Here is an 18,725-nt window from a genome sequence, read left to right on the forward strand (position 1 = left end):
GGGGAGGCCTTTGTCAGGAGTGGGGTCAGAGCGAAGACGTGCCGATGACCTGCAGGCTCATCTGTTCCAGCAGGCGGTTCATCTGCACGAAGGAGGCGAAGCGCTTGTCCTGGGTCTGACCGTGGTGGTAGCGGTAGTAGATCTGCTGGACGATGCCGGCCAGGCGGAACAGCCCGTAGGTGTAGTAGAAATCGAAGCAGGGGATCGCGATGCCGGCGCGTTCGGCGTAATAGTCGACGAACGCCTGGCGGCTGAGCATGCCCGGGGCGTTGCTCGGTTGCCGGCGCATCCGTTGCACCGGCGCCGGGTCGCTGGCTTCGATCCAGTAGGCCAGGGTGTTGCCCAGGTCCATCAGCGGGTCGCCAAGGGTGGTCAGCTCCCAGTCCAGCACGCCGATGATGCGCATGGGGTTGTCGGCGTCGAGGATGACGTTATCGAAGCGGTAATCGTTGTGCACGATGGCCGGGCGTGGATGGTCGGCGGGCATTTTCTCGCGCAGCCAGGTCTGCACCGCCTCCCATCGCGGTGCGTCCGGGGTCAGCGCATTCGCGTAGCGCTCGCACCAGCCGCCGATCTGACGCTGGACGTAGCCCTCGGGCCGGCCCAGATCGGCCAGGCCACAGGCCTGGTAGTCCACCTGGTGCAGGTCGACCAGCTTGTCGATGAAGCCCTTGCACAGCTCGCCGGTCTGCGTGGAGCTCAGGTTCAATTGTGGCGGCAGGTCGGCCCGCAGGATGATGCCCTTGACCCGCTGCATGACGTAGAACTCGGCGCCGATGACCGTTTCGTCGGTGCAGTGCACATAGGCTTTCGGGCAATAGGGGAAGCCGACGTTGAGCTGGTTGAGGATGCGGAACTCGCGGCCCATGTCATGGGCCGAGCGGGCCTTCTGGCCGAAGGGCGGTCGGCGCAGGACGAACTCCTGGCCGGGGTACTGCAAGAGATAGGTCAGGTTCGAGGCGCCACCGGGGAACTGGCTGATGCGCGGCTCGCCCTGCAGGCCATCGATATGGGCCTTGAGGTAGCGGTCGATGGCGACGGCATCGAGTTCCTCGCCGTCGCGGATGGCGGTGGACTGGTCGGTAAGCGTCATCCCTATCCCTTCTACTTATGATTGCCGGCACGCATCATTGGCCAATCTAATGGTGCGCATCGCCCCCGACAAGCGCAGCCCGGCGTTATAGATGCGCGTGTTGCCGCGGGATCAAGGGCTCTGATCATCCGCTGTTCACCCTTCTCCCTCCGGGAGAGGGGCCGGGGGAGAACGTCGCTTGCGACGGCCCGAAGGGTACCTCCAGGGAATGGCAGGCCATAAAAAATGGTCGGGAGCCATTTTTAACGCCGCTTGCGACGGCCCGAAGGGTGGCCGCCAGGGATGGCAGGCCATAAAAAATGGCCGGGAGTCATTTTTAACGTCGCTTGCGACGGCCCGAAGGGTGGCCGCCAGGGATGGCAGGCCATAAAAAAACCGGAATCCTCAGACTCCGGTTTCAGGCACACGGCAAGCGGCCGCCCGCTGACTCAGACCGGGAACAGCTCGCCCAGCTTCATGGCCAGCATCATGTCGCCTTCGGCGCGCAGCTTGCCGGCCATGAAGGCCTGCATGCCGTCGGTTTCGCCGCTGGTGATGCCCTTGAGGGTTTCCTTGTCCATGATCAGGGTGACGTTGGCGTCCGGGCTGTCGCCCTGCTTGACGTCGCAGGTGCCGTCCTTGACGACCAGGTAGTGGTTCTCGCCATCTTCGATGTTGAACTGGAAGACCAGGTCCAGGCCGGCGGCGGCACTGGAGTTGAACTTGGCCTGCATGGTTTGGACGATGTCTGCAACGCTCATGGTGTTTTCCTTTGTTTTCGGGTTTTTCTCGCACCCTCACGGGCGCAGTGGGCCGGCGCTCAGCGGTAGGTAATGAGCGACGGCGTCTTCAACAGCTGTAAATGCGCATGGCTGTTGAAGGAAGCCAGGGTCACCTGCTCGCCGCGGAACTTAAGGCAGCTTAGCGAGGTGTTGACGATTTGCCAGTTGAGCTGGAAAGCGCTGCTGACCGGTATATCGGTCAGCAGGTGCAGCAGCGCGGTAATGGTGCCGCCCGAGGTGAACACGGCGATGCGCTGACCGTCGTGGGCAGCCGCCAGCAGCCGCTCGAGCCCGCCGCGTACCTGCTCGAGAAAGGCCTGCCAGCTCTGCAGGGCGGGTTCGTTGTAGTCGCCACCGATCCAGGTATCCAGCAGCCGGGCGAACAGGCGTTGGAACTCGGCGCGGTTGTGCGCGGCATTGCGCATGATGTGCAGGGCGTCGGGTTCGTGGGGCAACAGCGCGGGAAGCAGGGTGCGGATCACCGCTTCGGCGTCGAATTCGTTGAAGGCGGCATCGATGGCCAGCGCTGGCGCTTCCGGCAATTGTTGCAGGGCGATGCTGGCGGTGTGTTTCTGCCTGAGCAGGTCGCCGCTGATGGCGTGATCCAGTTGCAGTCCGGTCTCGGCGAGGTAGGCACCCAGCACTTCGGCCTGACGGATACCGATGGGCGACAGCACATCGTAGTCATCCGCGCCGAACGAGGCCTGGCCATGTCGAATCAGGTAGATGCTGCCCACGTTCGCCGCGATCCCGGTGCCTTGAATGTCTGGCGAGGTTATGAGGATCACCTGGGGCTGTCAACGAAAAAACATACGCTTGTTTGAATCCTCTCCGGCCGCCGTCGCCGCCGATTCCAGGGCTGCTGGCCGTGCACCTGTGGCACCGGTATGCTTGGTCGAGGCGATGCCCGCGAGTCAGGGCATTGATATTTCGAATGAGGGGAAATGCGTGGAGTTTCTTGCTGATTACGCGGGCTTTCTGGCCAAGACCATCACCCTGGTGGTGGCCATCGTGGTGGTCCTGGTGACCCTGGCCGCCATACGTGGCCGCGGCCGTCGCAGTGCTGGGCAACTGCAGGTGACCAAGCTCAACGAGTTCTACAAGGATCTGCGCCAGCGCCTGGAGCAGTCGGTGCTGGACAAGGATCAGCTCAAGGCCCTGGGCAAGGAAGAAAGCAAGGCGGCCAAGCAGGCGAAGAAGAATCCGCCGCGTAAATCCCGTGTCTATGTGCTGGACTTCGAGGGCGATATCAAGGCCTCGGCCACCGACGGCCTGCGCCACGAGATCACCGCGTTGCTGAGCATGGCCACGCCCCAGGATGAAGTGGTGCTGCGCCTGGAGAGCGGCGGCGGCATGGTGCACAGCTACGGCCTGGCCTCTTCGCAACTGGCGCGCATCCGTCAGGCCGGGGTGCCGTTGACGGTGTGCATCGACAAGGTTGCCGCCAGCGGCGGCTACATGATGGCCTGCATCGGCGAGAAGATCATTTCCGCGCCGTTCGCCATCCTCGGTTCGATCGGCGTGGTGGCCCAGCTGCCCAACGTCAACCGCCTGCTGAAGAAGCACGATATCGATTTCGAGGTACTGACCGCCGGCGAGTACAAGCGTACCCTGACGATCTTCGGCGAGAACACCGAGAAGGGTCGGGAAAAATTCCAGGAAGATCTGGAAACCACCCATGAGCTGTTCAAGAACTTCGTGGCCCGCTACCGTCCCCAGCTGGAAATAGACGAGATCGCCACTGGCGAGGTATGGCTGGGCATGGCCGCGCTGGAGAAACAACTGGTCGATGAGTTGAAGACCAGCGACGAATACCTGGCCGAGCGTGCCCGGGACGCCGAACTGTTCCAACTGCACTACGCACAGAAGAAATCCCTGCAGGAGCGTGTCGGCCTGGCCGCCAGTGTGGCGCTGGATCGTTTCGCCCTGACCTGGTTGAGTCGGCTCAATCAGCAGCGTTTCTGGTAATTGCGCAAACCCCGGCCAGCCGGATGGAGGAGGGCGAGATGACAGGTTTCTTGGCACTACAGGCTTCAAGCAATGACGCAGGGCTGTTCGAGCAGCGGGTGATCGAACGGGATACCGACGACTTGCCGGCGGGTGAGTTGCTGATCCGCGTTCGCTACTCGTCGCTCAACTTCAAGGACGCCTTGTCGGCCAACGGCCTGCGCGGTGTGACACGGCAGTACCCGCATACGCCGGGTATCGATGCCGCCGGGGTGGTGGAGCATTCCGCGGTGGCCGAGTTCAGCGTCGGCGATGAGGTGATCGTCACCGGTTATGACCTGGGCATGAACACGGCGGGGGGACATGGCCAGTACATCCGTATTCCGGCCAGTTGGGCGATCAAGCGGCCCCAGGGGCTATCGCTGCGTGATGCGATGATTCTCGGGACCGCCGGGCTGACGGCCGCGCTCTGCGTCGACAAGCTGGAGCAGGCGGGGCTGACCACGGACAACGGGCCGGTGCTGGTGACCGGCGCTTCCGGCGGCGTGGGCAGTATCGCCGTGGCGCTGCTCACCTCGCTCGGTTACCGCGTGGCGGCCGCGACCGGCAAGGCCGCACAGCACGACTTTCTGACCCGCCTCGGCGCCGAGCGGATCGTTGCCCGCAGCGAACTGCAGGGCGGTACGGATCGCCCGCTGCTCAAGGAGCAGTGGGCGGGGGCCGTCGATACCGTCGGCGGGGACATTCTCTTCAATGTGCTCAAGGCCGTGCGTTATGGCGGCAGCGTGGCCTGCTGCGGGCTCACCGCCGGCGTGGAGTTCCAGGCCAGTGTGCTGCCGTTCATCCTGCGCGGCGTCAATCTGCTGGGGGTGGACTCGGTCGAGCTGCCGCTGGTGGTCAAGGCGTCGATGTGGGACAAGCTGTCGCTGCAGTGGAAGCTCGACGGCCTCGACGAGCTGGTCACCGAGGTGAGCCTGCAGCAGCTGCCGGAGGCCATTGCCCGCATTCTGCAAGGGGGCCAGGTTGGCCGCGTGCTGGTCAGGCTGGACTGAGCCGTCAGTCAAGCGTTTGGCCCGCAAAACGGCGGTTTGCTCCGACCCTGTAGGAGCCGCGACCTCGCGGCGATTGGTGGCCGTGATACGCATCGTGGGACGGCCACCCTCGCATCGCGCTACACGGCGGGTGGCTTTCTGCAATCCTGTAGGAGCTGTCGCGCCGTAGGATGGGTCGGGCCGCCTAGGTGGCAACCCATCAATTGCCGATGGGTTGCCACCCATCCTACGAGGCCGCCCGTCCTGCAATTTCTACGCGCCTATAAATCAATGGGTTACCTGATGTTCGATAAGCGCTGCGACCCCGCAGCGAATGGCGGTTGCGCCACGGATTTTTCGGGATGGCCGCAAGCGCATCGCGCCGAGGTCGACGCTCCTACACCGGTGGCGGCTTGCCGCTCTTCTGCGCCCCCCTGCTAGTATGGGCCAGGGAGATGCGCGATCCTGTGAAGAGTCTGCAAATGAAGAGCCCCGCCAATTTGGCGGGGCTCTCTGGTTTCAGCCGTGGCGGCGGCGGAACAGCGGCAGGGGCTGGTCGCTGGAGGCCTGATACACCTCGGAGAATTCCTCGAAGGCTTTCAGGGCGTCCTGCGGGTCCTTGTCCTCGCGCAGGGCGAAGGCATCGAAACCGCAGCGCTTGAGCGCCCACAACTGGTCGCGCAGCACGTCGCCGATGGCCCGTACTTCGCCCTTGTAGCCATAGCGGGTGCGCAGCAGGTAGGCGGTGGAGGAGTGGCGGCCATCGGTGAACGCCGGGAAATTCAGCGCGATGACCTGGAAGTTGTCCAGCTGATTGGCGATTTCCTCGATTTCCTCGTCCGCATCCAGCCATACGCCCAGGCCGCCATCGCGGGCCTTGAGCGCATGACCGTGCTCCACCCACAGCGCCAGCGGCACGATCAGGTCGTCGCAGTTGGACAGTTCTTCCAGGGTGGTTTCCTTGGGCAGCAGGTGCCAGCTTTCGTCGACCACCTGGCCGTTCTTAATGATTCGCTGCATATACGCGCTCCTTGAACGGGGCGACACCGATACGGCGGAAGGTGTCGATGAAGCTTTCTTCCTCGGTGCGTTGCTCGACATAGACGTTGACGATCTTGTCGATCACGTCCGGCATGTCGTCCTGGGCGAAGGACGGGCCGAGGATCTGCGCCAGGCTGGCGTCGCGGCCGGCGCTGCCGCCGAGGGACACCTGGTAGAACTCCTGGCCTTTCTTGTCCACCCCGAGGATGCCGATATGGCCGACGTGGTGGTGGCCGCAGGCGTTCATGCAGCCGGAGATGTTCAGGTCGATATCGCCGATGTCGAACAGGTAGTCGAGGTTGTCGAAACGGCGCTGGATGGCTTCGGCGACCGGGATCGACTTGGCGTTGGCCAGGGAGCAGAAGTCGCCGCCCGGGCAGCAGATGATATCGGTCAGCAGGCCCACGTTGGGCGTGGCGAAGCCCTGTTCGCGCAGTTCGCCCCACAGGCTGAACAGTTGCGCCTGCTCGACGTCGGCGAGGATGATGTTCTGGTTGTGGCTGTTGCGCACCTCGCCGAAGCTGTAGCGGTCGGCCAGGTCGGCGATGGCGTCCAGCTGCTTGTCGGTGACGTCGCCGGGCGCCACGCCGGTGGGCTTGAGCGACAGGGTGACCGCGACGTAGCCGGGCTTCTTGTGGGCGAAGGTGTTGCGCTGACGCCAGCGGGCGAAGCCCGGGTGCTCGGCGTCGAGCTGGGCGAGGGCCGCGTCTTCGTCGTTCAGGCTCTTGTACGTGGGGTCGACGAAGTGGGCGGCGACGCGCTGCACTTCTTCCTCGGTGAGGGTGGTGGGGCCGTCCTTCAGGTGGGCCCACTCGGCCTCGACGCGCTCGGCGAAGACCTCCGGCGTCAGCGCCTTGACCAGGATCTTGATCCGCGCCTTGTACTTGTTGTCGCGCCGGCCGTAGCGGTTGTACACGCGCAGGATGGCGTCGAGGTAGCTGATCAGGTGCTTCCAGGGCAGGAATTCATTGATGAAGCTGCCGACGATCGGGGTACGGCCCAGGCCGCCGCCGACGGAAACGCGGAAGCCCAGCTCGCCAGCGTCGTTGCTCACCGCCTCCAGGCCGATGTCGTGCACCTCGATGGCGGCACGGTCGCCGACCGCGCCGTTGACGGCGATCTTGAACTTGCGCGGCAGGTGCGAGAATTCGGGGTGGAAGGTCGACCACTGGCGGATGATCTCGCACCAGGGGCGCGGATCGACCAGTTCGTCCTTGGCCACGCCGGCGAACTGGTCGGTGGTGGTGTTGCGGATGCAGTTGCCGCTGGTCTGGATCGCGTGCATCTGCACGGTGGCCAGCTCGGCGAGGATTTCGGGCACGTCTTCCAGCTCCGGCCAGTTGAACTGCACGTTCTGACGGGTGCTGATGTGGGCGTAGCCCTTGTCGTAATCGCGGGCGATCTGCGCCAGCTTGCGGACCTGGGTGGACGACAGCAGGCCGTAGGGCACGGCAATGCGCAGCATCGGCGCGAAACGCTGGATGTACAGGCCGTTCTGCAGGCGCAGAGGGCGGAATTCTTCGCCACTCAGTTCGCCACTGAGGTAACGGCGGGTCTGGTCGCGGAATTGCTTGACGCGATCCTCGACGATTTGTTGGTCGTACTGGTCGTATACGTACATGGAGAATCCTGTTATCAGGCTGCTTGCCAGATCGGTGAAAGGCTACTGCGCGCAGCCACGTGGTGTGGAAGTTATCCGGGGTATCGCCCATGCAGTGCCCGTGCATGGCGTCTCCTCGATAAATTCGTCCCTGGCTGGTCGTCGCTCGCTACGTCTTCGATGACCTGTTACAGCAAATCTGCGCGCACGGCCGCGCACTCCAGGCGGAGCCGGGGGAAGATACCAGTTCAGGGTTATGCGCAAAAGTGAAGTTTAAGTATATGGAAAGAACTTTTGCTGCTAACCCGGACTTGAAGCATAACTGCGCCGGTTGAGCCGCCGGCAAAGCTGGTCTTAACTCAGTCTGACGCCTTCCCGAGCCTTGCGGTATTAGTGGGAAGCGTTCGCGAATGAGCCAGCCATAACGCCAAGAACGAGGCCATCGATGAGCGAGCATGACGACTCCGAAAACCGCCACAGCCGCGACAGCGTGGTCGACGCCAGGGCGATCTTCGCGCTGATCCTGATCGTGGTGATCAGCGCCGTGTATTGGGTCAGCCACCAATAGCAGGCCTGTCACAGGCCGGCGAAGTACAGCACCAGTTGCACCACGCCGATGATCAGCAGCACGAACAGCGCGGTAAACGAAACCCCCAGGATAATGAAATGGCTGGGTTTGCCGCGGCTGAAATCGCGGCTGCGGTTCTTCGCGCTTTGCACGCCCAGCGCCGCGGCCAGCACGCTGTGCAGCATCTCGCGCAGGCTCAGGGGCGCGTTGTCGTCCTCAGGTTCGCTCATGGGGCCTCCCTTTTAGCTTTCAGCCTAGGGTCTGTTGACGTTTCACGCACGCCGCGCCGGAGTCCGTTTTGCCGCGAGGCAAGGCACGAGCCGCGAAGTTTAGCGGGCTAAATGAGCCGGCGAGAAACGCAGCATCGCGGCAAAACGGGCCCGGCCCTGCGGGTTGCGCGGGAAATCTCGCCATGCGTTGTTGGAGGACTTGGCAAGGGAACAACCATTACCGGCGTCCTCCGCCTAGCCTGGCGAGATTTCTCGCGGCAACGCGGCTCGCGCTGAAACGTCAACAGACCCTAGCTGCCCACCCGTCATTGCAACAGTGCCGTCAGTCCCACTGCGGTTCGCAGTGCACCTCGCTGGTTACCGAATTGGCGATGAAACAGGCCTCGTGCGCCGCATGATGCAGGGCCTGCAACTGGGGCGCATCGGGCTGGGGGCCGGCGCCGAAGCTGACGCGCGGGCGCAACACGACTTCGGTCATGGCCAGCTTGCCCTGGCTGTCGCGAGCCAGCGTGCCCCGGGCGCAATCCTCGTAGCGATCGACCTGAAAGCCCTGCTTGGCGGCCAGGGACAGGAACCAGAGCATATGACAGCTCGACAGCGAGGCGACGAACGCCTCTTCGGGGTCCACGGCGCTGGCGTCGGACATCGGCAGGGGGACGACGTGGGGCGAGGAAGAGGCGGCCACTTCCAGACCGCCATCGAACTGCCAGCGGTGGGCGCGGCTGTAGCGATTGTCGAGGAAGGCTTGTTCGCCCCGTAGCCAGAGGATGGTCGCGTGATAAGCAGACATGCTTGAACTCCTGTGAAAAACTTGCGATGAAACGCTCCGTGTCGTGCGATTGTCGCAGACAATAGTGTCGCGACGCAGATCAAATGTCGGTCGCACGGTATCTACACGGGATTCAGCAATAAGCGCGCAGCATTGCCACATTCGTGTGGGAGCCGCGACCTCGCGGCGAATCGTGGCCATCGCGCGTTTGTGCGGCATGGCCGCCAGCGCATCGCGCCGGGGGCGGCGCTCCCACGGGCGAATCCTGATTGCGAACGGGCTCTTGCAGGCCGGGAATCAAGACGGTATCCACGGGAGTCCGACATCCGTCCCGCTATTTCGATCGTTACCGAGGGCTTTCATGCAAACACTTCCCCAGCCGCACAACAGCCTTGTACAAGCCTGGCTCGCCCAGATGCGGGCTTCGCCCTGGATCGCCACGGGCCTGGGCATTTCCCTGCTGGCAGTGCTGTGGCTGCTGGTCAGCAGTACCTTCAACGCCTTCTTCGCCGACAATCCCGAGCGGCTGCGGCACGCCCTGTACGGTGGTGGCGCGGGGTTCGCCGCCACGGCCGCCGGCGCCATGCTGGCCCTGGCCCTGGGCAGCATCAGTGTGCGCACCCAGGACACCCTGCTCGGTTTCGCCGCCGGCATGATGCTCGCCGCCAGTTCGTTCTCGCTGATCCTGCCCGGGCTGGAAGCAGCGCAAGGCATCACCGGCAACGGCATGCTCGGTGCCGCCACCGTGGTGCTGGGCCTCGGCCTGGGGGTGTTGCTGATGCTCGGCCTGGATCGCTTCACCCCGCACGAGCACGAAAGCACCGGACCCTGCGGGCCGGAAAGCGAGCGGATCAGCCGGGTGTGGCTGTTCGTCTTCGCCATCACCTTGCATAACCTGCCCGAGGGCATGGCCATCGGGGTCGGCTTCGCTGGCGATGACCTGACGGTCGGCATTCCCCTGGCCACCGCTATCGCCATTCAGGACATCCCCGAGGGGCTGGCCGTGGCCCTGGCGCTGCGCACCACCGGTCTGTCGGCATTGAATGCCGCGCTGATCGCCATGGCCAGCGGCCTGATGGAGCCGATCGGGGCATTGGTCGGCGTCGGCATGTCCAGTGGTTACGCGCTGGCGTATCCGATAGGCCTGGGGCTGGCCGCCGGGGCAATGCTGTTCGTGGTGTCCCACGAGATCATCCCCGAGACTCATCGCAATGGTCACCAGACCCCGGCGACCCTGGGGCTGATGGGCGGCTTTGCGGTGATGATGTTCCTGGATACCGCGCTGGGCTGATTGGCCTTTGCCGGCGCCTCATGCAAACTGCCGCATGCTGGCTGTCGTTGCGAAGGAAGTGGAGTTCGTGCGTGCGAATGAGTGAGGTCATGGGGCGAGGGCGCCGATTCGGCCGTGTCGTGTGCGTGCTGGGCGCATTGTGCGGCAGCGCGGCGGCGTTGGCAGAGCCCGAGCCGCTGCATGTGTATGTCGGCCAGGGGCAGATGCCCTTTGCCAACGGTAGCGCTGCGCAAGCGGGCCTGTTCGGCGATCTCATGCGTGAACTCTGCGTGCGTATCGAGCGGCAATGCCTGTTTCGCAGCGTGCCCTGGCGGCGGGTGCTGAGTGCGGCGGCCGAGGATCCACACGGCATCGTGCTCAACCTGGGGCGAACCCGGGAGCGGGAAGACAGTTTCGTCTGGCTGCTCGACGTGCTGCCCACGCCCTATGTGCTGGCCAGTCAGGACCGGGCGTTCGACAGCATCGCCGACGCGCTGGCCGCCGGCCCGGTCGCGGTGATGGCCGGCACGCCGCGAGCCGCCGCTGTCAACGCCGCACGTCGTGGCCGCCAGCAGGTGGTCGAGGTCACCGATCCCGAGCAGGCCGCACACCTGCTGCACAGCGGCCGAGTCGCCACCTGGTACGAGATCGATCTGCGTATCCTCTACCTGTGGCGGTACCTGGGGTACGACTCGTCCCCGCTATTCGGGCAGCCGATCAACCACACCCGCAGCTACATCGCCAGCGGCCTCAACCTCGAGGATGCCGAGCTGGTACATCAGCGCATGCTGGCGGCATTTCGTGACATGCGCCGGGACGGCAGCTGGCAGCGGATACTCGCCACTTACCTGGGGCCGGACAAAGCCGGGGCTGTGCTGTCGGACGATACCTGAGTCATGCTAGCCTTTCGTTTTGGCTGAAAAAGCCGCGTGGAGCGCCCGATGAAGTTCATACACCAGCGCGAACACCTCAATGAAGACGATATCGTCGTCATCGAGTGCTCGCAGACCTGCAACATCCGCCTGATGAACGATGCCAATTTCCGCAGCTTCAAGAATGGCGGGCGCCATACCTACCACGGCGGCGCGTTCGACAAGTTCCCGGCGAAGATCGTCGTGCCCAGCAGCGGCTTCTGGAACATCACCCTCGATACCGTCAGCCGCAAGGCGATCAGCGTGACCCGCAAACCGACGCTCAAGCACTCGATCAAGATCGTACGGCGTTCGTCGTCTCACCTGTCGTGACAGCGGTTGCTCGCCGCCGCAGCGCTGGCTGAATGACAGGCCTCCGGGCCTCTATTGCTCGCGTGACAGGCCAAAAAAGGTACCGCCAGCCCCGTCTGGCGTCAGCGTCACCAAGAATGGAATCTGCCGATCGCACAACTGAACCAGCCAGCGCTCCTCGACACTGCCATATTGCTGCGAGGCGATGCTTGGCCCGGTTCCCACCGGATTGATCTTGAGCACCTGGGTCTGGATGGATTCGACCTGATTGCACTTGGCATAAAGCTTCGCCTGCATGATCAGATGCTGCGAGATATCAGACTTGAGCGTGCCATCCGCATGGGATTCACCAGTGAAAGGCACCTTCGTGGCACAGCCCGCCAGGACCAGCAGCAGTGTCAGTGACGTGAGATAAAATCCATTTTTCATTGTCTTTCCTTCAGATAGCAACGTTCATTGAGGTCATCGCTCAGTGCCTGACCAGAATGATGCTCCAGGCGGCCACTAGAGTTGGCTTGCCAGTGGGGGGCGGCTTCCCAGGCCTCCATACCCATAACGGATAGTCGCCATCGTCCCGACTTATTCGTCGTCGCTGCTGGCGGCCGTTGCCGCGAAACACTTGAGCCCATGCCCCGAGAGGTTCCAGCCGTCATCCTCGGCCCGGTACTCGGCTTCCATCACCGCGTTATAGCTGAACTGCCAGTGTTTGCGCTCGCGCCCGTCCTGGGCCTCGATGCTCAGCACTGGCGCTTCGCTGGCGAAGCTCTGCCCGGCTGCGGCGGCGGCATCGGCCTGATCGAGCAGGGCGTCGTCGAGCTGGAAGGCGAAGGCGTGCAGGCCGTCGATCTCCAGCATGTCGGCGCTTTCCAGCTGATCGAGCAGGTACGGCACTGGCTCGTCGTTCATTCGTCATACCCCAGGTTGGGCGCCAGCCAGCGCTCGGTGACCGCCAGTGGCTGCTGCTTGCGGGCGCTGTAGCTGTCGACCTGGTCCTTGTCCACCTTGCCCACGGCGAAATACTGCGCCTGGGGATGGGCGAAATACCAGCCGCTGACGGCGGCGGCCGGGAACATGGCGTAATGCTCGGTGAGGAACACGCCGCTGCGCCCGGCCCTGTCGAATCCGGCCTCGGGGTCGAGCAGGGCGAACAGGGTCTTCTTCTCGGTGTGATCCGGGCAGGCCGGGTAGCCGGGAGCGGGGCGGATACCCTTGTAGGCTTCCTTGATCAGTTCTTCGTTGCTCAACTGTTCGTCCGGCTGGTAGCCCCAGTATTCCTTGCGCACACGCTCGTGCAGCCATTCCGCGCAGGCTTCGGCGAGGCGGTCGGCCAGGGCCTTGACCATGATCGAGTTGTAGTCGTCGCCGGCGTCCTGGTAGGCCTTGGCCACTTCCTCGGCGCCGATCCCGGCGGTGGTGATGAAGCCGCCCACGTAATCGGTCACGCCGCTGTCCCTGGGCGCGACGAAGTCGGCCAGCGACAGGTTCGGCTTGCCGTCCGGCTTGATGGTCTGCTGGCGCAGGTGGTGCAGGGTGGCCAGGGGTTCGCCGTCGTCTCCGTAGACCTGCAGGTCGTCGTCGTGCACCTGGTTGGCCGGCCAGAAGCCGAACACGGCACGGGCGCTGATGAGTTTCTCGTCGATCAGTTTCCTGAGCATGGCCTGGGCGTCGGCGAACAGCGCGCTGGCCGCTTCGCCGACCACCTCGTCACTGAGGATGCGCGGGTATTTGCCGGCCAGATCCCAGGAGATGAAGAAGGGCGTCCAGTCGATGTACCTGGCCAGCACCTCGAGGTCGATGTCGTCGAGCACCCTGACTCCGGTGAAGCTGGGCACGGTCGGCCGGTAGCCGGCCCAGTCGAACTGCGGCTTGTTGGCCACCGCGGCGGTGTAGGGCAGGCGCTCGGTGCGGGCGCTGCGGGCGGCGGTACGCTCACGCACCTCGACGTAATCGGCGCGGGTGCGGGCGACGAAATCCTGCTTGAGCTCCTTGGACAGCAACTGGGTGGCCACGCCCACGGCGCGCGAGGCGTCGGTGACGTAGACCACGGCGTCGTTCTGGTACCTGGGCTCGATCTTCACCGCGGTATGGGCCTTGGAGGTGGTGGCGCCGCCGATCATCAGCGGCAGCTTGAAGCCTTGGCGCTGCATCTCGCGGGCGACGTGCACCATCTCGTCGAGCGACGGCGTGATCAGCCCGGACAGGCCGATGATGTCGCACTTCTCGGCGATGGCGGTCTGCAGGATCTTTTCCGCCGGCACCATCACGCCGAGGTCGACGATGTCGTAGCCGTTGCAGCCGAGCACCACGCCGACGATGTTCTTGCCGATGTCGTGCACGTCGCCTTTCACCGTGGCCATGAGGATCTTGCCCTTGGCTTCCGGCTTGTCGCCTTTCTCCGCCTCGATGAAGGGGATCAGGTGGGCCACGGCCTGTTTCATCACGCGGGCGGACTTGACCACCTGGGGCAGGAACATCTTGCCCGAGCCGAACAGGTCGCCAACGATGTTCATGCCGCTCATCAGCGGCCCCTCGATCACCTCGATCGGCCGCTTGAACGACTGCCGGGAGAGTTCGGTGTCTTCGACGATATGGGTGGTGATGCCCTTGACCAGCGCGTGCTCCAGCCGCTTGTTGACGTCCCAGCCGCGCCATTCCTCGGTTTCCGCTTCCTTGACGCTGCCGTCGCCGCGGTATTTGTCGGCGATCGCCAGCAGCGCTTCGGTGCCCTCCGGGGTGCGGTTGAGGATCACGTCCTCGACCGCGTCGCGCAGCTCGCGCGGGATCTCGTCGTAGATCTCCAGCTGGCCGGCGTTGACGATGCCCATGGAGAGGCCGTTCTGGATCGCGTAGTAGAGGAACACCGAGTGGATCGCCTCGCGGACCGGGTTGTTGCCGCGGAACGAGAACGACACGTTGGACACCCCACCGCTGGACAGCGCGTAGGGCAGGTGGTCGCGGATGTAGGCGCAGGCCTCGATGAAGTCCACCGCGTAGTTGTTGTGTTCCTCGATGCCGGTGGCGACGGCGAAGATGTTCGGGTCGAAGATGATGTCCTGCGGCGGGAAGCCCACCTCATCGACCAGGATGTCGTAGGAGCGCTTGCAGATTTCCTTCTTGCGCGCCGCGGTGTCGGCCTGGCCGGCCTCGTCGAAGGCCATCACCACCACAGCGGCGCCGTAGCGCTTGCACAGCCTGGCGTGGTGCTTGAACTGCTCGACGCCTTCCTTCATCGAGATCGAGTTGACGATGCCCTTGCCCTGGATGCACTTGAGGCCGGCCTCGATCACCTCCCACTTGGAGGAGTCGATCATGATCGGCACGCGGGAGATGTCCGGCTCGCCGGCGATCAGGTTGAGGAACCTGACCATGGCCGCCCTGGAGTCGAGCATGCCCTCGTCCATGTTGATGTCGATCACCTGGGCGCCGGCCTCGACCTGCTGCAGGGCGACCTCTAGGGCCTCGGTGTAGTTCTCCTCGCGGATCAGCCGGGCGAAGCGCGCCGAGCCGGTGATGTTGGTGCGCTCGCCGACGTTGACGAACAGCGACTGGCGGTCGATGGTGAACGGCTCCAGGCCGGACAGGCGACAGGCCGGGGCGATCTGCGGGATCGCCCGTGGCGGGTACTTGGCCACGGCCTCGGCGATGGCCTGGATATGCGCCGGGGTGGTGCCACAGCAACCGCCGATGATGTTGAGAAAGCCGCTCTGGGCGAACTCCTCGATCACTGTGGCGGTCTGCGCCGGGGTCTCGTCGTACTCGCCGAAGGCGTTGGGCAGGCCGGCGTTGGGGTGGGCGGAGACATGGGTGTCGGCCTTGGCCGCCAGCTCCGCCAGGTAGGGGCGCAGGTCGGCGGCGCCGAGGGCGCAGTTCAGGCCGACGGAGATCGGCCTGGCGTGGGCCACCGAGTTCCAGAAGGCTTCGGTGGTCTGCCCGGACAGGGTACGCCCGGAGGCATCGGTGATGGTGCCGGAGATCATGATCGGCAACTCGAAGCCAAGCTCCTCGAACACCCCCTGCACGGCGAAGATCGCCGCCTTGGCATTGAGGGTGTCGAAGATGGTCTCGATCAGGATCAGGTCGGCGCCACCTTCGATCAGGCCCTGGCTGGCCTCGGTGTAGTTCTCCACCAGTTCGTCGAAGGTGACGTTGCGGTAGCCGGGATCGTTGACGTCCGGCGAGATCGAACAGGTGCGACTCGTAGGACCGAGCACGCCGGCGACGAAGCGTGGCTTGTCCGGGGTTTCCAGGGTCTTGGCATCCGCTACCCGGCGGGCCAGGCGCGCGCCTTCGACGTTGAGCTCGTAGACCAGCGCTTCCATGCCGTAGTCGGCCTGGGACACCTGGGTGGCGTTGAAGGTATTGGTTTCCAGGATGTCGGCGCCGGCATCCAGGTAGGCCTTCTCGATGGCGCCGATCACGTCCGGGCGGCTGAGGATCAACAGGTCGTTGTTGCCCTTGACGTCCTGCGGCCAGTCGGCGAAACGCTCGCCGCGGTAATCCGCTTCCTCGAGCTTGTAGCTCTGGATCATCGTGCCCATGCCGCCGTCGAGGATCAGGATGCGCGCCTGCAGGGCATGCTGAAGCGCTTGGAGACGGGCGGAACGATCTGACAGGGACATGGACGACGCTACCTGAACGGGACTGCAAACAAGGGGACGGGATAATAGCAAAGGTTGGCGGTTTTTCTGCGCCGCGCGCCATTGCATGAATTATGCTCATGTTGGTAGCTACAAGCCGCAAGCTTGAGGCTTATGGCTGCCACCCGCAGGGTAATGGCGCAGCGCTGCCGCTGCGGCTAGAATCGCCGGTCATTTTTTGCCGGAACGTCGAACATGCTGCCCCGGGTGCTGTCGAGCCTATGCCTTTTTCTGGTCAGCCCGTTGCTGGCCGCGCAGCCCATTTCCTACAGCCGGGACATCCAGCCGATCTTCACCCGCCACTGCGTGGCCTGCCATGCCTGCTATGACGCGCCGTGCCAGCTCAACCTGGGCAGCGGCGAAGGCGCCGAGCGTGGTGCCAACAAGCTGCCGGTGTACGACGGCACGCGCAGCAAGACCCAGGACACCACGCGTCTGTTCGTCGATGCCCATGGCGAGCAGGCCTGGCGGCGCAAGGACTTCTTCTCGGTGCTGGAGCAGCAGGGCAGTCAGGCGGCGCTGATGGCGCGCATGCTCGAACTGGGCCATGCCACGCCGCTGGCGGCCAACGGCAAACTGCCCCAAGAGCTGGCCATCGGTATCGACCGGGTCAACCAGTGCCCGTTGCCGGGTGAGTTCGATGCCTTTGCCGGCGACAACCCCATGGCCGGCATGCCGTTCGCCGTGACCGGGCTCAGCGAGCAGGACTACCAGACCGTGCAGCGCTGGCTGGCCGAGGGCGCGCCGCTCGACCAGGTGGACCTGGTCGCCAGCGCCGCCGAGGCGCGACAGATAGCCAGCTGGGAAGCTTTTCTCAATGCTCCGGGGGCGCGGCAGCAACTGGTCAGTCGCTGGCTCTACGAGCATCTGTTTCTCGCCCATCTGTATTTTGATGATGGCGAGTCCGGGCACTTCTTCCAACTGGTGCGCTCGCGCACGCCCAGCGGCGAGCCGGTGGACATCGTCGCCACGCGCCGGCCCAACGATGATCCGGGTACCACCATCTATTACCGCCTGCAGCCGATCCAGGGCGTGATCGTGCACAAGACGCACATCACCTACCCGTTGAGCGCGCAGAAACTGCAGCGGGTCAAGACGCTGTTCCTCGGCAGCGACTGGCAGGTGGATAGCCTGCCCGGCTATGGCGTGCAGCGCCGCGCCAATCCCTTCGAGACCTTCGCCGCGATTCCGGCCCGGGCGCGCTACCAGTTCATGCTCGATAACGCCGAATACTTCGTGCGCACCTTCATCCGCGGGCCGGTGTGTCGCGGGCAGATCGCCACCGACGTGATTCGCGACAATTTCTGGGTGCTGTTCCAGGACCCGCAGCACGACCTGTATGTCACCGACCCGGCTTACCGCGGCGAAACCACGCCGTTGCTGGCCATGCCCGGCCAGCTCGACCAGATCGGCGATCTACTCGGGCTGTGGCGCAGCTATCGTGACAAACGCAACGACTACGAGAAATTGCGCGCCCGGAGCTATGCCGACGCCCCGGCGCCGCAGTGGTCGCATATCTGGGCCGGCAACGACAACGCGCTGCTGTCGATCTTCCGTCAGCACGACAGCGCCGCGGTGCGCAAAGGCCTGATCGGCGAGATCCCGCAGACCCTGTGGTGGATGGATTACCCGCTGCTGGAGCGCACCTACTACCAACTGGTGGTCAACTTCGACGTGTTCGGCAACGTCTCGCACCAGGCGCAGACGCGGCTGTACTTCGACCTGATCCGCAATGGCGCCGAGCAGAACTTCCTGCGTCTGATGCCGGCCGATGCGCGCCAGGGCCTGTTCAGCGACTGGTACCAGAACAGCGGCAAGCTGAAAGCCTGGATGGACTACTACCCGCTGGACCGCAAGACCCCGAGCGGGCTGACGCTTGCCGAAGAAGACCCCAAGCGTGACTTCGCCCAGGGCTTGCTGCAGCGCTTCGCCAGCCTCAATGCGCGGCCCGATCCGATCAACCGCTGCACGGGCGCCCACTGCCATCGCGACGACCTGCCGGCCGAGCTGCGCAACGCCGAGCAGGCGCTGAGCCGCCTGGCCGCACGCCCGGCGGCGGCGCTCAAGGTCATCCGGCAGTTGCCGGAAGCGACCCTGCTGCGCGTCGAAACCGAGGATGGCAAGCGCGAGGTGTACAGCCTGCTGCGCAATCGCGCCCATAGCAACGTGGCCTTCATGTTCGGCGAGGACCTGCGTTATCAACCGCGCCTGGACACCCTGACCCTCTACCCGGGCGTGCTCAGCAGCTACCCGAACTTCATGTTCTCGTTGCGGACGCTGGAGGTTCCCGAGTTCGTCGGCGCGCTGGAGCAGGCGAAGGATGCCGCCGGCTTCGAGCGTGTCGTCGCACGCTGGGGTATCCGCCGTAGCCATCCCGAGTTCTGGCGCTACTTCCATGACCTCACGGCCTATATCCGCGAAACCGAGCCGGTGGAGGCGGGGGTGCTGGATATGAATCGCTACCAGAACCTCTGAGTCCATGCCCCGCAAGGGGCGGCGTTTTTGCCAGACCTTTCTCCGCCCTCTGCGGTCGGACGCTGTGCGCCCCTGTTTCG

The 18,725-nt window shown here is 64.4% G+C and carries 17 protein-coding genes; 7 read left to right on the forward strand and 10 right to left on the reverse strand.

What is annotated here, in order from left to right; translation table 11 throughout:
• Positions 1-25: 25 nt before the first annotated feature.
• From DNK34_RS00085 to DNK34_RS00095, 3 genes are all read right to left on the reverse strand, one after another.
• On the reverse strand, positions 26-1,093 hold the full coding sequence (locus DNK34_RS00085) for a phosphotransferase family protein (protein WP_131177754.1): 1,068 nt from the start codon (positions 1,091-1,093) through the stop codon (positions 26-28).
• 428 nt (positions 1,094-1,521) lie between these two features.
• Positions 1,522-1,833 (reverse strand): SCP2 sterol-binding domain-containing protein, encoded by a 312-nt coding sequence (locus DNK34_RS00090; RefSeq protein ID WP_131177753.1) that lies wholly within the window; start codon positions 1,831-1,833, stop codon positions 1,522-1,524.
• A gap of 59 nt (positions 1,834-1,892) precedes the next feature.
• On the reverse strand, positions 1,893-2,591 hold the full coding sequence (locus DNK34_RS00095) for a histidine phosphatase family protein (protein ID WP_131177752.1): 699 nt from the start codon (positions 2,589-2,591) through the stop codon (positions 1,893-1,895).
• 211 nt (positions 2,592-2,802) lie between these two features.
• On the opposite strand from DNK34_RS00095, the gene sohB reads away from it, so the two are divergent.
• On the forward strand, positions 2,803-3,822 hold the full coding sequence (gene sohB, locus DNK34_RS00100) for a protease SohB (RefSeq protein ID WP_131177751.1): 1,020 nt from the start codon (positions 2,803-2,805) through the stop codon (positions 3,820-3,822).
• A gap of 38 nt (positions 3,823-3,860) precedes the next feature.
• Positions 3,861-4,853: a YhdH/YhfP family quinone oxidoreductase gene (locus DNK34_RS00105; RefSeq protein WP_131177750.1), complete on the forward strand. Its 993-nt coding sequence runs from the start codon at positions 3,861-3,863 to the stop codon at positions 4,851-4,853.
• Between the two features lie 498 nt (positions 4,854-5,351).
• On the opposite strand, the gene DNK34_RS00110 is transcribed toward DNK34_RS00105, so the two are convergent.
• Both DNK34_RS00110 and DNK34_RS00115 read right to left on the reverse strand, forming a co-directional pair.
• Positions 5,352-5,852: a DUF934 domain-containing protein gene (locus DNK34_RS00110; protein ID WP_131177749.1), complete on the reverse strand. Its 501-nt coding sequence runs from the start codon at positions 5,850-5,852 to the stop codon at positions 5,352-5,354.
• Positions 5,836-7,494, reverse strand: coding sequence for a nitrite/sulfite reductase (locus tag DNK34_RS00115; protein ID WP_131177748.1), 1,659 nt, complete (start codon positions 7,492-7,494; stop codon positions 5,836-5,838). The genes DNK34_RS00110 and DNK34_RS00115 overlap by 17 nt, the downstream gene beginning before the upstream one ends.
• 424 nt (positions 7,495-7,918) lie before the next feature.
• Between DNK34_RS00115 and DNK34_RS25825 the strand changes: the two genes are divergently transcribed.
• Positions 7,919-8,041 carry a hypothetical protein gene (locus tag DNK34_RS25825; RefSeq protein WP_278248892.1) on the forward strand — a complete coding sequence of 41 codons (123 nt, stop codon included), beginning with the start codon at positions 7,919-7,921 and terminating at the stop codon, positions 8,039-8,041.
• Between the two features lie 8 nt (positions 8,042-8,049).
• Here DNK34_RS25825 and DNK34_RS00120 read toward each other — a convergent pair whose 3' ends face one another.
• Both DNK34_RS00120 and DNK34_RS00125 read right to left on the reverse strand, forming a co-directional pair.
• Entirely contained in the window at positions 8,050-8,271 is a 222-nt protein-coding gene (locus DNK34_RS00120; protein ID WP_131177747.1) for a DUF2970 domain-containing protein, read from the reverse strand.
• Between the two features lie 322 nt (positions 8,272-8,593).
• On the reverse strand, positions 8,594-9,061 hold the full coding sequence (locus DNK34_RS00125; protein ID WP_131177746.1) for an OsmC family protein: 468 nt from the start codon (positions 9,059-9,061) through the stop codon (positions 8,594-8,596).
• 340 nt (positions 9,062-9,401) lie between these two features.
• On the opposite strand from DNK34_RS00125, the gene DNK34_RS00130 reads away from it, so the two are divergent.
• The 3 genes from DNK34_RS00130 (at position 9,402) to DNK34_RS00140 (ending at position 11,554) form a co-directional block, all read left to right on the forward strand.
• Complete coding sequence (locus DNK34_RS00130; protein ID WP_131177745.1) at positions 9,402-10,331, forward strand: ZIP family metal transporter; 930 nt, start codon at positions 9,402-9,404, stop codon at positions 10,329-10,331.
• Positions 10,332-10,420: 89 nt separating this feature from the next.
• A complete protein-coding gene (locus DNK34_RS00135; RefSeq protein ID WP_165496859.1) occupies positions 10,421-11,203 on the forward strand; it encodes a substrate-binding periplasmic protein in 783 nt (260 codons plus the stop codon).
• A 48-nt stretch (positions 11,204-11,251) separates the two neighbouring features.
• Positions 11,252-11,554: a DUF1883 domain-containing protein gene (locus DNK34_RS00140; protein WP_131177743.1), complete on the forward strand. Its 303-nt coding sequence runs from the start codon at positions 11,252-11,254 to the stop codon at positions 11,552-11,554.
• 51 nt (positions 11,555-11,605) lie between these two features.
• Here the strand turns inward: DNK34_RS00140 and DNK34_RS00145 are convergent, their stop codons facing one another.
• From DNK34_RS00145 to metH, 3 genes are all read right to left on the reverse strand, one after another.
• On the reverse strand, positions 11,606-11,962 hold the full coding sequence (locus tag DNK34_RS00145) for a hypothetical protein (protein WP_131177742.1): 357 nt from the start codon (positions 11,960-11,962) through the stop codon (positions 11,606-11,608).
• A 150-nt stretch (positions 11,963-12,112) separates the two neighbouring features.
• Positions 12,113-12,439 carry a DUF5629 family protein gene (locus tag DNK34_RS00150; protein ID WP_131177741.1) on the reverse strand — a complete coding sequence of 109 codons (327 nt, stop codon included), beginning with the start codon at positions 12,437-12,439 and terminating at the stop codon, positions 12,113-12,115.
• The gene (gene metH, locus DNK34_RS00155; protein WP_131177768.1) at positions 12,436-16,146 is read right to left on the reverse strand and encodes a methionine synthase; all 3,711 of its coding nucleotides are present in this window, start codon (positions 16,144-16,146) and stop codon (positions 12,436-12,438) included. Before metH ends, DNK34_RS00150 begins: the two co-directional genes overlap by 4 nt.
• 219 nt (positions 16,147-16,365) lie before the next feature.
• Between metH and DNK34_RS00160 the strand changes: the two genes are divergently transcribed.
• Positions 16,366-18,645, forward strand: a complete 2,280-nt coding sequence (locus tag DNK34_RS00160) for a fatty acid cis/trans isomerase (protein ID WP_131177740.1) — start codon at positions 16,366-16,368, stop codon at positions 18,643-18,645.
• Positions 18,646-18,725: the final 80 nt, after the last annotated feature.

The organism is Phytopseudomonas dryadis (genome assembly GCF_004327355.1).
Classification (GTDB): Bacteria; Pseudomonadota; Gammaproteobacteria; order Pseudomonadales; family Pseudomonadaceae; genus Aquipseudomonas; species Aquipseudomonas dryadis.